Raw genomic sequence first — 14,702 nt, 5'->3', positions numbered from 1 at the left:
CCGGTACGTCGTACCCGCTGGATCAGATGTGGTTGGCGCGGTACCAGCGTTCGGCGGCCGGGTGCAGCGGGATCGGCATGGTGGCGATCGCCGAGCGCGGGTCCAGTGAGCCGGCCTCCTGGTGGGCCGCCATCAGGTCGTTCTGCCGGCGGAACATCGTGTTGACCGTCCACCAGGCCCACGAGTCGGACAGGTTCGGCCGGGCGATCAGGTAGTTCGGGACCGCCAGCGTCGGCACCGAGCTGGCCAGGCCGTACACCGACGGCGGGATCGAGGACACGACGTAGCCGCCGAACCGCTTGAGCGAGATCTCCTCCGCGACCGTGCCGATGTCGACCAGCCGGAAGCCGACCGACGCCTGCAGTTCGGCGATCGGCTTGGTCGGCAGGCCGCCGCTCCAGATCAGCGCGTCGATGCCCGGACCCTTGCCCTGGTTGTCGGCCCTGACCTTCAGTTGCTTGACGGCTTCCTCGAGCGTGTAGTTCGTCGTCCTGACACCGCTGAGCTTGGAGGTGTTCAGGATGAGGTCCGCCACCACCTTGGTCCCGGAGTTCATCGGACCGACGTTCACGGTCTTGCCGGCCAGGTGCTTGAGCAGTACGACGTCCGACGCGGTCGGCACCACGACGTGGACGTAGTTGTCGTACGTCCGGGCGAGAGCGGTGAACTTGAGCGCGCCGGAGCTGAACAGGCCGGTTCCCTCGTAGGCGTTGAGCGCGGTGTCGGAGGTGGTGAACCCCAGGTCGTTCTTCATCCCGGCCACCCGGTACAGGTTGTCCACCGAACCGCCGGAGGGCACCGTCTGAAGCTCCATGCCGGTGACCTCGCTGACCAGCTTCGCGAGACCGCCGCCGAACTCGTCGTACACACCGCCCTTGTTACCGGTCGCGAGCGTCGCCGGTCCGGCCGGTGCGGGCTCGTCCGAGCGGCCGCGGGAGCACCCGGGCACCGCCAGCGCGGCGACGGCGGCGGCGCCGAGGCCGAGCATGCTGCGCCGGCTCATTCCGGCTGACTGGATGAGGCCGTTCCCGGCAGGGGTCAGGAGGCGGGGTCGATCCATGCAGGACAACCTAGACGGCAACAGGTCCCTCCCGGTAGCCACGCTCCCGTACTGCGACCTGACCGCTACCGGGAGTGCAACGATGAACTGCGTCTGGACGGGCCCCCGGTGCGTGTGACAGCGTTGTCATCGCAGCGGCCGCTTGGGGTCGCGAGACAACCCGCGGAGGATGATTTCGTGCACGACGACCGTCAACTCATCGAGGAGCGGCTCAGGCGCGCCCTGCGGGAGCGGATCCGCCCCGCGATCTACGGCGCGGCGGTCCCACTGGACATTGAGGTGTGGCACGCCCCTGGTGAGCCGGTGTCCCCGGGCGAGGCGCTCGCCCAGACCTACGAGCCGGCCGCGATCGGCCTGCCGTGGGGTCCCGCCTGGGGTACCGCGTGGTTCAAGTTCAGCGGCCAGGTCCCGACCGAGTGGGCCGGCTGCGAGATCGAGGCGGTCATCGACCTCGGCTTCAGCGGCGGCCCCGGGTTCTCCGCGGAAGGGCTGATCCACACGACGTCCGGCGTACCGCTGAAGGGCCTGCACCCGCGGCAGACGTACGCCCCGCTGTCGATCCTCGGCCCCGACGGTACGGCGGCCTCGCCCGGCGACCGGATCGAGTTCTACGTCGAGGGCGCGGCCAACCCGGAGATCCCGCTCGACAACGCCTACGCCAAGGTCGACATCGGCGCCAAGCGCGGCGAGACGCCGATCTACCAGCTCGCCCGCGCCGACCTGGCCGTGTTCAACGCCGAGGTGTGGGACCTGATCCTCGACCTCGAGGCGCTGGACGGCCTGCAGCACGAACTCTCCCCGCAGGAGCCGCGGCGCCGCGAGATCCTGCGGGCGCTCAGCCGCGCGCTGGACGCCCTGGACTACGAGAACGTCGCCGGTACGGCGGCCGACGCGCGCGCCCAGTTGACCGACGTACTGAGCCGCCCGGCGCACGCCAGCGCCCATCAGCTGTCCGCGGTCGGCCACGCGCACATCGACTCGGCCTGGCTCTGGCCGCTGCGTGAGACCCGCCGCAAAGTGGCCCGGACCGTCTCCAACGTCGCCACGCTGGCCCAGGAGTACCCGGAGCTCGTCTTCGCGTTCTCGCAGGCCCAGCAGCACGCCTGGGTGAAGGACAACTACCCGGAGGTGTGGGAGCGGCTGAAGAAGGCAGTTGCCGACGGCACCATCGTTCCGGTCGGCGGCATGTGGGTCGAGTCCGACACCAACCTGCCCGGCGGCGAGGCGCTGGCCCGGCAGTTCGTGCACGGCAAGAAGTTCTTCCTGGACGAGTACGGGATCGACACCCAGGAGGTCTGGCTGCCGGACTCGTTCGGCTACACCGCGGCCCTGCCGCAGCTGGTGAAGCTGTCCGGGTCGAAGTGGTTCCTGACCCAGAAGATCTCCTGGAACAAGGAGAACAAGTTCCCGCACCACACGTTCTGGTGGGAGGGCCTCGACGGCACCCGGGTGTTCACCCACTTCCCGCCGATCGACACCTACAACTCCGACCTGTCCGGTCGCGAGCTCGCACACGCCCAGCGCAACTTCGCCGAGAACGGTGCCGCGACCCACTCGCTGGTCCCGTTCGGGTACGGCGACGGCGGTGGCGGCCCCACTCGCGAGTTCGTCGCGACGGCGCGCCGGGTGGCGAACCTGGAGTCCTCGCCGCGGGTCACGATCGAGTCCCCGACCGAGTTCTTCACCGCCGCCGAGGAGGAGTACCACGACCACGCGCCGGTCTGGTCGGGTGAGCTCTACCTGGAGATCCACCGGGCCACGTACACCTCGCAGGCCAAGACCAAGCAGGGCAACCGGCGCAGCGAGCACCTGCTCCGCGAGGCCGAGCTGTGGTCCGCCGCAGCCGTGGTCGCGGGCAAGCTGGACGCGTACCCGTACGAGGACCTGGACCGGATCTGGAAGGCCGTGCTGCTGAACCAGTTCCACGACATCCTGCCGGGCAGCTCGATCTCCTGGGTGCACCGCGAGGCCGAGGCGACGTACGCCCGGTTGGCTTCGGAGCTGGAGGCGATCATCGCGAAGGCCCAGCAGGCGCTGGCCGGCGAGGGTTCCGCGCAGATCGTCTTCAACGCCGCACCGCACAGCCGCAACGGCGTGGCCGGCCTGGGGGCCGGTGTCACGGCCGGCGAAGGCCAGTCCGTCACGGTCGAGAACGGCGTACTGGACAACGGGCTGATCCGGGTCACCATCGACGAGCGTGGCCTGATCACCTCCCTGTACGACGTGGCCGCCGGTCGCGAGGTGATCGCGCCAGGTGCCGCGGGCAACCTTCTGCAGCTGCACGTGGACACCCCGAACCACTGGGACGCGTGGGACGTCGACTCGTTCTACAAGAACAACGTCCGCGACGTGACCGAGGTGGACAGTGTCGACTTCAGCACCGTCGAGGGTGTCGCGACCGTGGTGGTGAAGCGGTCCTTCAACCGGTCCAGCGTCACCCAGACGCTGCGGCTGCGGCCGGGCGCCAAGCGGGTCGACATCGAGACCACGATCGACTGGCACGAGGCGGAGAAGTTCCTCAAGGCGGCGTACCCGGTCGACGTGCACGCCGACCGGTCGGCGTCGGAGACCCAGTTCGGCCACATCTTCCGGCCGACCCACCAGAACACCTCGTGGGATGCGGCGAAGTTCGAGATCGCGGCGCACCGATGGGTGCACGTCGGCGAGCCCGGGTACGGCGTCGCCGTCGTGAACGACTCGACCTACGGACACGACATCAACCGGACCGCCCGCGAGGACGGCGGCACGACCACCACGATCCGTACGTCGCTGATTCGCGCACCGCGGTTCCCCGACCCGAAGACCGACCAGGGCGTGCACACCGTGAACCACGCGCTGGTGGTCGGCGCCGGGATCCCGGAAGCGGTCGAGGAGGGCTACCGGATCAACCTGCCGGAGCGGATCGTCACCGGCGCCGACGGGGTCGAGCCGCTCGTTGCCGTCGACAACGGCAACGTCATCGTCGAGGCACTGAAGCTGGCCGACGACCAGTCCGGCGACGTCGTCGTCCGCCTCTACGAGTCCACCGGCGGCCGCTCCCGCGCCACCGTCATCCCGTCCTTCGGGGTGGCAACGGTGACCGAGGTCGACCTCCTCGAACGCCACCTCGCGGACCGTGAGCTGACGGACGGCGGAGTCTCCCTCGAACTCCGCCCCTTCCAGATCCTCACCCTGAGGTTCAAGCGCTCCTGACGTCCCCGAACGGGCCGCCCCCACCCGCGGGCGGCCCGTTCCCCTCTGGTGGGCTCGCCCAGCAGAGGGTGGGTTGGCGCACCGGATTCCGGGGTGCGAACCCACACGCTGGTGGGTCAGCCAACCAAAGGGGGGTAGTCGGCGAGGGGGTTTGGCCGCTGCCCCGGCTGGTGGCGGCGCTTGTCGCATTCGATGCCCGGAGTTCACCGGGCTGACGTAGCGTTGAAGGCCCCGCCAGACGCCAGGAGGTGGCATGGCCTCGACACCCTTGCTCGGTGCCCGGACGCTCGACCGGCAGACGGCTCGCACGTTGCCGCCAGGGCCTCGGTTGCCGACGCTGGCTCAGACCGTGCTGTTCGCGAGCCACCGCAAGACGTTCTTCCCGCGGATGCGCGAACGGTACGGCGACGTGTTCACGATCCGCCTCGTCCCGTCCAGCCGGGTGGTCGTCGTACTGAGCAGACCGGACCACATCCGGGAGGTGTTCGGCAGCCCGCCGACGGTGATGCACGCGGGTGAGGGCAACACCGTGTTGGAACCGATCATGGGCTCGCACTCGTTGCTGCTGCTGGACGACGAGGATCACGTCCGGATGCGCCGTCAACTGATGCCGGCCTTCTCCGGTCAGGCCTTGCGCGGGTACGCCGACATGGTGCACGAACTCGCCCGCGCGGACGTGGCGACGTGGCCGATCGGCAAGCCGTTCAAGCTGCACCAGCGGATGCGGGACCTGACGCTGGAAGTGATCCTGCAGGTCGTCTTCGGGGTGACGGACCGCGACCGGCTGAACCAGCTCCGCCCACTGCTGGACAAGATCGTCTCGGTCTCACCGGTGATCATGCTCGGCGGGTTCTACCCAGGCCTGCTCCGGGTTCCGCCGTGGCGGACGTACCTGACCGTCCAGCGCCAGGTCGACGAGATCCTGTACGACGAGATCGCAAAGCGCCGCGGGAATCTCGCCGGGCGCACCGACGTACTCTCCCGACTGCTTGCCGCGGGCAACTGGACGGACGTGGAGCTGCGGGACCAGCTGGTCACACTGCTGCTGGCCGGCCACGAGACGACCGCGACGGCCATGGGCTGGGCGTTCCATGAGCTGGCCCGGCGGCCGGACGATCTGGTCTTCGGCCAGCGGGCCGCGGACGCGGGTGCGGACGACGAGCTCGAGGCGATCGTCAAGGAGGCGATGCGGCTGCATCCGGTCGTCTACCAGGTCGGGCGCCGACTCACCGAGACCGCCGACGTGGCGGGCTACCGGCTCCCCCGCGGTACGACGATCATGGCCGCGATCGGGCTGGTCCACCGCGACGCCGAGCACTTCCCGGTACCTGAGGAATTCCGGCCGCAGCGGTTCCTGTCGGACGACCCGCCGGCCCCGGGCACCTGGATCCCGTTCGGCGGCGGGGCGCGGCGGTGCATCGGCGCCGGCTTCTCGCTGATGGAAGGCACCGAGATCCTCCGCGCCGCCCTCACCAGCTACGACTTCCAGGCGCCCAACCCGGCCCCGGAACCTGCCAAACCCAAGAACGTGACCCTGGTCCCCGCCCGAGGTGCCGAGGTCCAGGTCACCCCGCGCTGACCTCTCAGTCCTCCAGGTCGGTGACGTCGCCCAGGTCGACGTCGCGGTAGGTGGGGAGGTCTTCTTCGTCGTCGTCCTCGAGTTCGAAGTTGTTCTCGTCGTCGACCACGTGGACGGCGGCCTCTTCGGCGGAGGCGGCGGCGCCGGCGAAGCCGACGTCGGCGGCGACCAGCTCGTCCTCGTCGTCACTGTGCGCGCCCTCGTCCGGCGCGACCAGCCGGCCGGAGCGAACGACGCCGACCTCGGGACCGCCGACGTCCTCGCCGTCCTCGGCGTACGGGTCGGTGTCCGGCTCCTCCTGCGCGATCCGCTGGTCCAGCGACTCACCCTGCAGCGCCTCGTCGGCCGTCGTACCGAATCCCTCGCCCGCGGACCACTTCTCCGGCGGCGAGTAGCCCTCGTCGAGCAGATCGTCGACACCCCGGTCGTTCAGGGTGTCCTCCGCCTGCAGCTGGTCCTCGTCGTCGACGCTGTAGCTGCCGTAGTCCTCGCGGTTGTTCTCCGTCATGCCCCAACACTGTCCGTCCCGCGCGGGTGAATCAAGCTGGGGCGCGGTGGACCATGATGGACACCGTGGATCCGGTCAGGCTGACGTTGGACCAGTTGCGGGAGCTGCGCGACGACATCGCGCCGCAGGCCGCCCGCCGTTCGCGGGCATCGGTCCGCCGCCGGGTGGACCGCTGGCGGGACCGGCTCTTCTTCATCACCCAGTGCGCGCTCGCCGCCGGGGTGGCCTGGGCGCTGGCCCGGTATGTCGCCGGCCACCCGCAACCGTTCTTCGCACCGGTCGCGGCGATGGTGGCTCTCGGCTTCAGCTTCGGCCAGCGGCTGCGCCGGGTCGCCGAGGTGATGGTCGGCGTGGCGGTCGGGGTCGGGGTCGGCGACCTGTTCGTCCAGTTCTTCGGCACCGGCGTTGCTCAGATCATCTTTGTGGTGGCGCTGGCCATGAGCGTCGCCGTACTCCTCGGCGCCGGGACCCTGATGACCACCCAGGCCGGCGTCCAGGCAGCGATCGTCACCACCCTGGTGGCGAGTCCAGGCGCCGGGTTCAGCCGCTGGCTCGATGCCGTAATCGGCGGTCTGGTCGCGCTGGCCGCCGCCACGGTCGCGCCGGCCGCGGCGATCAGGCGCCCCAGGCAACAAGCCTCCGAAGTGCTGAACGAGCTGGCCGAGATCCTGAGCGAGACCGCCGACGGTCTCCGGAACACCGACGAGAAGGCGGTCACCGACGCACTCCGCCGGGCCCGGGCCAGCGAGTCGATGCTGGACGACCTGCGCAGTGCGGCCGACGAGGGTGTCGCGGTGGTCCGGATGTCACCGTTCCGCCGCCGGCACCGCGGCCGGGTCCAGCAGATCGCGGACCTCGTCGTCCCGGCGGACCGCGCGATCCGCAACATCAGAGTCCTGGTACGGCGCTGTGCGGTGTCCGTCTGGCGGGACGAGCAGATGCCGGAGGAGTACCCGATGCTGCTCGACCGTCTCGCCGACGGCACCCGGCTGATCGCCGAGTCGCTGTTCGAACCGGCCGCGGACGTGACCGCGCACCGCGTGCTGGGCGAGCTCGGCCGCCGTACGGCGGAGCTGCCGTTGCCGGCCGGATTGTCGGCGGTCGTCGTACTCGGGCAGATCCGGTCCACCGTGGTCGACCTGCTCGAATTGACCGGCACGTCGTACGACGACGCGCGGAAACTGGTCCCGCTCCGCCTCGACGGACTGGATGAGAAGTAGGTCACACAAAAAGTCGGGGTGAATCCCCGTCATACCTGGGGACCGGGTGCGTCTCACTGGCATGACGATCCACCGACTGATGACCTCGATGGCCACCGAGCAGGTTCGCGAGCTCGAGGACCTGCTGGCCGTCGACATGACCTCCCCGACCACAGACGACCGGAGCGACGCCGCCGCCGAGCAGTAACTGGCGCGAACCGGACGAACGGATCCAGGCAGCGCACCCGGACGGTCTTGCCCACCGAGCCAGACCGCACGGATGTCGCACACACAACGCAGAGGCGCCCAGTGCGAGGCGCCGCCGGATCCGTCAGGTGCACCGCCACAGAGGTGCACCGAAAACCACCCGCCGGCTGTCCTGACGCCGCTTGCGCGAGGCTCAGGCCAGACCGGCGGGTGGTTTTTTTTCCTTGCTAAAAGCCACTAAGTGGTTGCTCTAGGCCACCGTCACCTCGGTGGTGACCGAGTTGGCGATGAAGCACTCCACGTGGGCCCGGTGGTGCATCCGCTCGATCGCCTCCGCGTCCGGCTCCGCGCCGGCCCAGACGATCTTCGGGTGCAGGATCACCTGGGTGATCGCCAGCCGGCCCGCCTCGTTCTTCGCCATCACGCCGACCGCGTGGTCGTCGTACGCATCGACGACGAGGCGCTTGCGGGCCGCGATCGCCAGGAACGTGAGCATATGGCAGGACGACAGCGCCGCCACGAACGCCTCCTCCGGGTCGACCGGGCCATGGTTGCCCAGGTACGTCGGATTGGCCGACGCCGGGACCGTGATGCCGCCGTCGAAGCGCCACTCGTGGTCGCGGTTGTAGGTGTCGTAGGTGAACTCGTGCTCACCGCGACTCCAGCTGACATCGACCACGTGCTCCGACATGCTCAGCTCACCTTTCCGAGACGTTCCCCCGGCACCACGTCGGCGCCGACACAGGATTGCATCGTACGGCGGTGTCCCCGGGCAGCTTCGCCACGAAGTCGCTGTCGTACCGGGCCGCCATCCCGGGCACCGGGAAGTCGGTGGTCACCACCTGCGCACCGCTGGCCAGGGCGATGCCGACCCGGCTGAAGTCCTTGTCGCGGATCGTCGCCATCGGCTCGTCCGAACGGGTCCGGATCAGGTAGCCCTTCGACACCAGCCGCTGGATCTCGGCCTGGTTGGCGCCCCTCGGGTCGTTCACCTGCGTGATCGCGGCGTCCGGCTCACCCTCCGGACCGCGAGTGAAGACCGCCCGGCCCTCAAGGTTCGGCTTGCCGGCCCGGTACAGGTCACGGATCGTGCCGGCACCACCGTTGTCGAAGTAGAACAGCACCTGGCCGCGGACCGAGTCGACCTTCGGCCAGCCCTTGGTCAGCACCGACTGCTCCAGCGTCAGCCCGGGCTTGCGGACGTCGTCAGGGCTGAGGAGTTCGTTCTCGGGGAACACCGAGCGGATCTCCCGGTCGATGCTCTCCAGGTTCGCCGCGTCCCACGGCGGCGACTGCACCCCGCCGGCCGCGACCACCTTCGGGTCGGACTGCTTGAGCTCGAGGCTGATCGTGATCGGCACGTGGTCCGGGTTCTGGTCGGACCACGTCTTCACCTGCTGCAGGCAGAGCACGAGCGTCTTGCAGGTGCCGTTGTAGTCGAAGTCCGGGATGTGCATGACCTTGATGCCGGGCTGGGCCATCGCCGGGTCGGTGAGCGGTCCCTGCCCGGTCAGCTTGCGGATCAGCGGGTAGGTGTAGAGCCCGCCGTTCGGGTCCGGGAGCAGGTCGAGCTCGAGGGTCCGGATGTTCTGGTCCTCCAGCTGCTGCGGGATCGAGGCGTGCGAGTACCAGAGATCCACCGAACCTGGGTTCTGCGCCTGCTGGACCTTCTGCTCGGCCGGGCTGAGCTCGCGGTGGTACGAGTTGTGCGAGCCCATCATCTGGAGCTGGTTCAGCCGCAGTCCGTTGTCGTGGTCCTGCGCCGACGGGCTGGTCTTCGAGGTGAGCGCCGTACCGGCGAGTCCGGACGCGGCGATCGCGGCGGAGGCCAGGCCGGCGACGACCGTTCTGCTGATGCGCATGACGGGAATTTCCCCTCCTGTGGACGGACAAGAGATTGCTCCTCGGCGAGGTGACGCCGATCTGACGGCAATCTGTCACAGGAAGGTGGCAACGTTGTCCCCCCAGAAGATGGACAATGAGCGACATGGTGACATCGGGGGCGTATCCGCTGCGCCGGACGCCGACACAGGACCGGGCCAACCGGCAGGTCGAGCGGATCCTGGACGCGGCCTGCGCCGAGGTGGTCGAACGCGGGTACGACGCCGCGTCGACGAGCGGGATCGCGAAACGGGCGGAGATCGCGGTCGGCAGCGTGTACCGGTACTTCCCGGACAAGCGGAGCCTGATCCAGGCGATCGAGCGCCGGAACCAGGCCCGCTACACCGACGCGGTCCGGGACCGGCTGGCGTCGGTGTCGAGCTGGCGGCAGGCGGTGGACGTCACCCTGGACACGTTCCGGGAGATGCACCGGACCGACCCGGGGTTCAAGGCCGTGGTGCTGAGCGGACTCGGCGATCCGGACCTGGAGACGAAGCCGGGCGAGTTCGACGACCAGCACGCGGGTGAGTTCGCCGAGTTGCTGACGGCGCGGTTCGGGGCCCGGGACACCCACGAGTTCCGGCTCGCGGTCACGCTGAGCATCACCATGGGCGAGGCGCTGGCCCACCTGGCCGACCGGCTGAGTCCGGCGGAGGCGGAGTACGTGCTGAGCCAAGGCCGCCCGACCCTGCACAGGCTGCTCGAACCGCACCTGCCGTCCTGAAACGACAAAAAGCCGCCCGCGGCGGCTCACCTGCTTGAGCCGGGGGTGGCTCAAGCAGGCGTGAACTGGAGGGCCCTCACTCGCGGCGAAGGCTGGACCACCGTGGTGGTCGAACTGGTCAGGGCTGTGGAACAGGGTCCGAGCTGCGCGGGCCGAGCTGGGGCCAGTGGCTGACCCGGCCGGCGATGCGGGCCCTGCGGGGCGTCCGGACGTCGTAGCTCACGATCACCCGGTCGTCCTTGGCGTAAGCAATCCTGCTGCCCACCGGAATCCGGCGGGAGACCTCGTACGGTCCCTCACCCCGGCGGGTGTAGTACTCGACGGTGACCTCGGTGTATTCGGCCGGGGCTCCGTTTTCCAGCTGACCACGGACCGGGCCACGTACCCGGATCACTCGCCCCGCGGTCTTCTCTTCGGTGGTCGTGGGCTTTTCGCTCCGCCGGATCCCGGCGATGACATCAGCCACGATGCATGCCGTGACCAGCAGCACCAGGCCGAACCCACCGAGCACAACGATCGTCAACATGGCACTCACCCCCGACGCGCCGCCCGCGCGGCGCGGTCGTCGTAGTCGAAACTGCCTTGCGCGGCCCTTGCCGCACATCATTGAGACGCTGCCTGGATCTACTTGGTTCCAAGTAAGTACAAAACAATTCTGACACAGCAGTAGAGTCCTGTGTAGTCCAACTAGAGAACGGTGTTGTTACGGTAGATGCGGGAGAGCGGTTGTCAGTGACCGCCCATGCCGAACTGGTACTGCGGGGGCACCGGGCGGTTCGTGCCGAGGGCCGCTTCGGTCTCGACCCAGAGGTCGGCGAGTGGGTTGGCGCCCTCACGGACGGTGGGGAGTTGGATGCCGTCGGTCAGCAGATCGCCGGCAGTCTGTGGGTCGCCGCTCAGTAGTGCGTGGCGGATCCTGAGCAGCCGGATGCGGGGATCGTCGGCGACGTTGTCGAGGAGTCGACCGGCGCGGTTCACGTCGACGGCCAGAGCAACACCGACGGCCTCGACCCGCAACTCCACCAACTCGGGCAACTGTCCGACCGCCCGCTCGTAGTACGACAGCTCACCGGTGACGAAGCCGAGATTCCGCAACGCCCACGGGTTGTCGCCGGCGTGGAGCCAAGCGTCGATCGCGCCGTCGATGTCACCGGCGTAGTGCCGCGCGACACCCCGGTGGTACCAGACGAGCCAGTTGTCCTCGGCCTTCTCCAACTGCTCCTTCCAGCTCACCAACGTTCCATCCGGTACGGCGTCCGTCGCCGGCAACCGGCCGTCGAGCAACGGCAACCAGGCGCGTTCCCGCGACGTCATGTCATCCTCGGCGAACGGCGTACCGGCCGAGACTGTCCAGCCTGTCCGGGCCAACTCGAGCGCACCCCAGCCTGAGCCGACCGCGAGCCGCTCGACCGGGGCCGCATCCGCGACGGTCAGCCATTCACGCTCGCGATCCCCCAGCTGGTCGAGCAGAGGACGCAGTACGTCGGTAGTGCCGGTGCGAGCCGATTCCCAGTCGGAGTGGGCGACACCTGGATCCACTGAGAGGCGGCCGTAGGCTTCCAGCCAGTGCCAGCTTGTTGCTGCAGGCAACTTCAGGTGCTCCATCTGGGTCCGCGCGAGACCAGCCTGGATCTCGGCGTACCCATGGCCCTGCAGACCCGGCGACAACCACTCCTGCCATCGCTGCCCGCCGGCGCCCTCGCCCCAGACGAACAGCTTCCGGCCCTGCAGCCGCTCGGTCGACGCCTGGACCAGGCCGTTGCCATCGGCATCGACCGACGCGATCCACGGCCGTTCGCCGGCGAGCGGTTCGAAGAAGAAGTCCACCGCCCGGCCGTGCCGCATCGGATACGTCAGGTCGGTGCCCTCATAGAGAGGTACGTCGATCAGGTCGAGCCGCTTGCCGTACCCGAAGCGCCACGCCTGGTCGGCCGGCACCAGCACACGGGTCGACGGGGACTGCTCGACCGCGATGTTCGACCACCAGTACGCCGGGACCTCCGTAGCGGACGGGTTCTGCAGCCGGATCCCGACGTACAGGAACTCGGAGTCGGCCGGGAGCCAGAAGTCGAGTTGGGTGATCAGGTTCCTGGTTCGTTCCAGCTCCCAGAGGCGCAGTACCGGCGTACCGTCCGGGCCCTCGACGCGGGCCGCGTGCAGCGGTTCGCAGGTACCGGTCCAGTGGCCGGTGCTGCCGACGTTCCACTCGACGCCGCCGGCCCACCACGCGTTGCGCAGGGCAAGGTTCGCGGGCTGGAAGACGGGGTTGCGGTAGAGCAACTCCTGACCGGTCGCCTTGTGGATGAGCGAGTAGAGACGACCGCCGACCCCGGGCAGCACCGTGGCGCGGAGGTGGTCGTTCTCCAGCACCAGCGCGGGAAAGGCGCGGTCGGCCAGCGAGCGGTCGTACCCGTCCTGGTTCAAACACGGCAGTGGGCTGTGCAGGCGGCCGTACTGGATGTTCTCGCGGAGGTCGGCCGGGAGCTCGTGGAGGTTCTGAACCTGGTGGAGCTCTTGCTGGCTGCGCAACGGCGCGAGCGGATTCTCCGGTCCGAGGGAGGCTGCGGGCAGAACCAGGTCTTGCGCGGAAAGGATCGTCACGACGTCTATCCTCACAACTGTGCGCAGGTGCGTCCATCGCTACCGGTTGTCCGCTATATATGGACCACCTGATCAGCTGAGGGGACACCATGGACGCGGATGTGATCGTCGTCGGGGCGGGACTGGCCGGGCTGGCCGCGACCGCCGAGCTGGCCGACGCGGGCCGGAAAGTACTGCTGCTGGACCAGGAGCCGGAGGCCTCGCTCGGCGGGCAGGCGTTCTGGTCGTTCGGCGGGCTGATGTTCGTCGACTCCCCCGAGCAACGCCGGATGGGGATCAAGGACTCGCGCGATCTCGCGCTGCAGGACTGGCTCGGCTCGGCCGGGTTCGACCGGCTGGACGACGAGGACAAGTGGGCCCGGCAGTGGGCCGAGGCGTACGTCGACTTCGCGGCCGGTGAGAAGCGGCCCTGGCTGCACGCCCAGGGAGTGCGGTTCTTCCCGGTGGTCGGGTGGGCCGAGCGCGGCGGCTACCTCGCCGACGGGCACGGGAACTCGGTGCCGCGGTTCCACATCACCTGGGGCACCGGGCCCGGGCTGGTCGCGCCGTTCGAGCGCCGGGTCCGGGAAGCGGTCGCGAAAGGGCTGGTGGAGTTCCGGTTCCGGCACCGGGTGGACGAGCTGACCGTGACCGGCGGGGTCGTCGACGGCGTTGCGGGCAAGGTGCTGGAGCAGAGTGGTGTCGAGCGCGGCGTGGCCAGTTCGCGGACCGAGGTCGGCGACTTCAGCCTCACCGCGCAGGCGGTGATCGTGACGTCCGGCGGGATCGGCGGCAACCACGACCTGGTCCGGGCGCAGTGGCCGAAGCGGATGGGCGAGCCGCCGCGGCGGATGATCTCCGGTGTCCCCGCGCACGTGGACGGCCGGATGCTGGCGATCACCGAGAAGGCCGGCGGCCGGTACGTGAACCGGGACCGGATGTGGCACTACACCGAGGGCATCCAGAACTGGGACCCGATCTGGCCGATGCACGGGATCCGGATCCTGCCCGGCCCGTCATCCCTGTGGTTCGATGCCACCGGCAAGCGACTGCCGGTGCCGCTGTTCCCCGGGTTCGACACCCTCGGCACGCTCGAGCACATCATGACGACCGGGTACGACTACACCTGGTTCGTGCTCACCCAGAAGATCATCGAGAAGGAGTTCGCTCTCTCCGGCCAGGAGCAGAACCCGGACCTGACCGGCAAGGACATCAAGGGCGTCCTCGGCCGGGCGCGCGGCGGTGCGACCGCCCCGGTCCGGGCCTTCATGGAGAAAGGCGCGGACTTCGTCGTCCGCGGCAATCTGCCCGACCTGGTCCGCGGCATGAACGACCTGACCGGTGACAACCTGATCGACCTGGACGACCTCGAACGCCAGATCGTCGCGCGCGACCGCGAGCTCGCCAACACGTTCACCAAGGACCTCCAGATCACCGCGTTGCGCGGCGCCCGGAACTACCGCGGCGACAAGCTCATCCGGGTCGCGTCACCCCACCGGATCCTCGACCCCAAGGCCGGCCCGCTGATCGCCGTACGGCTGAACATCCTCACCCGCAAGTCGCTCGGCGGCCTGCAGACGGATCTGGAGTCGCGGGTGCTGCGGGCCGACGGTTCGCCGTTGCCCGGTGTCTACGCGGCGGGCGAGGTGGCCGGCTTCGGTGGCGGTGGCGTCCACGGCTACCGCTCCCTGGAGGGCACGTTCGTCGGCGGCTGTCTGTTCACGGGCCGTACGGCGGGACGCGCGGCAGCCAAGGCAGTGTCGTAAGGGAAC

At 69.2% G+C, this 14,702-nt stretch carries 12 protein-coding genes; 6 read left to right on the top strand and 6 right to left on the bottom strand.

Annotation, left to right across the window (positions count from 1 at the left end; all coding sequences use genetic code 11):
• Nucleotides 1-22: 22 nt before the first annotated feature.
• Nucleotides 23-1,060: a TAXI family TRAP transporter solute-binding subunit gene (locus V9K99_RS22145; protein ID WP_337010283.1), complete on the bottom strand. Its 1,038-nt coding sequence runs from the start codon at nt 1,058-1,060 to the stop codon at nt 23-25.
• A 177-nt stretch (nt 1,061-1,237) separates the two neighbouring features.
• Between V9K99_RS22145 and V9K99_RS22140 the strand changes: the two genes are divergently transcribed.
• The gene (locus V9K99_RS22140) at nt 1,238-4,252 is read left to right on the top strand and encodes an alpha-mannosidase (RefSeq protein ID WP_337010285.1); all 3,015 of its coding nucleotides are present in this window, start codon (nt 1,238-1,240) and stop codon (nt 4,250-4,252) included.
• Nucleotides 4,253-4,505: 253 nt separating this feature from the next.
• The gene (locus V9K99_RS22135; RefSeq protein ID WP_337010287.1) at nt 4,506-5,831 is read left to right on the top strand and encodes a cytochrome P450; all 1,326 of its coding nucleotides are present in this window, start codon (nt 4,506-4,508) and stop codon (nt 5,829-5,831) included.
• A 4-nt stretch (nt 5,832-5,835) separates the two neighbouring features.
• On the opposite strand, the gene V9K99_RS22130 is transcribed toward V9K99_RS22135, so the two are convergent.
• Nucleotides 5,836-6,339 (bottom strand): DUF5709 domain-containing protein, encoded by a 504-nt coding sequence (locus V9K99_RS22130; protein WP_337010289.1) that lies wholly within the window; start codon nt 6,337-6,339, stop codon nt 5,836-5,838.
• A gap of 53 nt (nt 6,340-6,392) precedes the next feature.
• On the opposite strand from V9K99_RS22130, the gene V9K99_RS22125 reads away from it, so the two are divergent.
• Both V9K99_RS22125 and V9K99_RS22120 read left to right on the top strand, forming a co-directional pair.
• A complete protein-coding gene (locus V9K99_RS22125) occupies nt 6,393-7,559 on the top strand; it encodes an FUSC family protein (protein WP_337010291.1) in 1,167 nt (388 codons plus the stop codon).
• Nucleotides 7,560-7,620: 61 nt separating this feature from the next.
• Nucleotides 7,621-7,746 (top strand): hypothetical protein, encoded by a 126-nt coding sequence (locus tag V9K99_RS22120; RefSeq protein ID WP_337010292.1) that lies wholly within the window; start codon nt 7,621-7,623, stop codon nt 7,744-7,746.
• Nucleotides 7,747-7,995: 249 nt separating this feature from the next.
• Here the strand turns inward: V9K99_RS22120 and V9K99_RS22115 are convergent, their stop codons facing one another.
• Nucleotides 7,996-8,436, bottom strand: a complete 441-nt coding sequence (locus V9K99_RS22115; RefSeq protein ID WP_337010294.1) for an OsmC family protein — start codon at nt 8,434-8,436, stop codon at nt 7,996-7,998.
• 7 nt (nt 8,437-8,443) lie between these two features.
• A complete protein-coding gene (locus V9K99_RS22110; protein ID WP_337010296.1) occupies nt 8,444-9,607 on the bottom strand; it encodes a phosphatidylinositol-specific phospholipase C1-like protein in 1,164 nt (387 codons plus the stop codon).
• Nucleotides 9,608-9,732: 125 nt separating this feature from the next.
• Between V9K99_RS22110 and V9K99_RS22105 the strand changes: the two genes are divergently transcribed.
• Entirely contained in the window at nt 9,733-10,350 is a 618-nt protein-coding gene (locus V9K99_RS22105; protein ID WP_337010299.1) for a TetR/AcrR family transcriptional regulator, read from the top strand.
• 118 nt (nt 10,351-10,468) lie between these two features.
• Here the strand turns inward: V9K99_RS22105 and V9K99_RS22100 are convergent, their stop codons facing one another.
• Nucleotides 10,469-10,876, bottom strand: a complete 408-nt coding sequence (locus V9K99_RS22100; RefSeq protein ID WP_337010301.1) for a DUF3592 domain-containing protein — start codon at nt 10,874-10,876, stop codon at nt 10,469-10,471.
• Between the two features lie 203 nt (nt 10,877-11,079).
• A complete protein-coding gene (locus V9K99_RS22095; RefSeq protein WP_337010303.1) occupies nt 11,080-12,951 on the bottom strand; it encodes a DUF5107 domain-containing protein in 1,872 nt (623 codons plus the stop codon).
• Nucleotides 12,952-13,040: 89 nt separating this feature from the next.
• Between V9K99_RS22095 and V9K99_RS22090 the strand changes: the two genes are divergently transcribed.
• Complete coding sequence (locus V9K99_RS22090) at nt 13,041-14,696, top strand: FAD-binding dehydrogenase (RefSeq protein ID WP_337010305.1); 1,656 nt, start codon at nt 13,041-13,043, stop codon at nt 14,694-14,696.
• Nucleotides 14,697-14,702: the final 6 nt, after the last annotated feature.

The organism is Kribbella sp. CCNWLW201, assembly GCF_037203805.1.
GTDB lineage: Bacteria > Actinomycetota > Actinomycetes > Propionibacteriales > Kribbellaceae > Kribbella.
The sequence above is the reverse complement of the archived record's forward strand: the minus strand, read 5'-3'. Positions and strand labels throughout refer to the sequence as shown.

Coding starts and splice junctions, on each gene's coding strand:
- V9K99_RS22110 (WP_337010296.1), bottom strand. CDS start 9,607: ATGCGCATCAGCAGAACGGTCGTCGCCGGCCTGGCCTCCGCCGCGATC.
- V9K99_RS22145 (WP_337010283.1), bottom strand. CDS start 1,060: ATGGATCGACCCCGCCTCCTGACCCCTGCCGGGAACGGCCTCATCCAG.
- V9K99_RS22130 (WP_337010289.1), bottom strand. CDS start 6,339: ATGACGGAGAACAACCGCGAGGACTACGGCAGCTACAGCGTCGACGAC.
- V9K99_RS22105 (WP_337010299.1), top strand. CDS start 9,733: ATGGTGACATCGGGGGCGTATCCGCTGCGCCGGACGCCGACACAGGAC.
- V9K99_RS22100 (WP_337010301.1), bottom strand. CDS start 10,876: ATGTTGACGATCGTTGTGCTCGGTGGGTTCGGCCTGGTGCTGCTGGTC.
- V9K99_RS22135 (WP_337010287.1), top strand. CDS start 4,506: ATGGCCTCGACACCCTTGCTCGGTGCCCGGACGCTCGACCGGCAGACG.
- V9K99_RS22125 (WP_337010291.1), top strand. CDS start 6,393: ATGATGGACACCGTGGATCCGGTCAGGCTGACGTTGGACCAGTTGCGG.
- V9K99_RS22120 (WP_337010292.1), top strand. CDS start 7,621: ATGACGATCCACCGACTGATGACCTCGATGGCCACCGAGCAGGTTCGC.
- V9K99_RS22090 (WP_337010305.1), top strand. CDS start 13,041: ATGGACGCGGATGTGATCGTCGTCGGGGCGGGACTGGCCGGGCTGGCC.
- V9K99_RS22115 (WP_337010294.1), bottom strand. CDS start 8,436: ATGTCGGAGCACGTGGTCGATGTCAGCTGGAGTCGCGGTGAGCACGAG.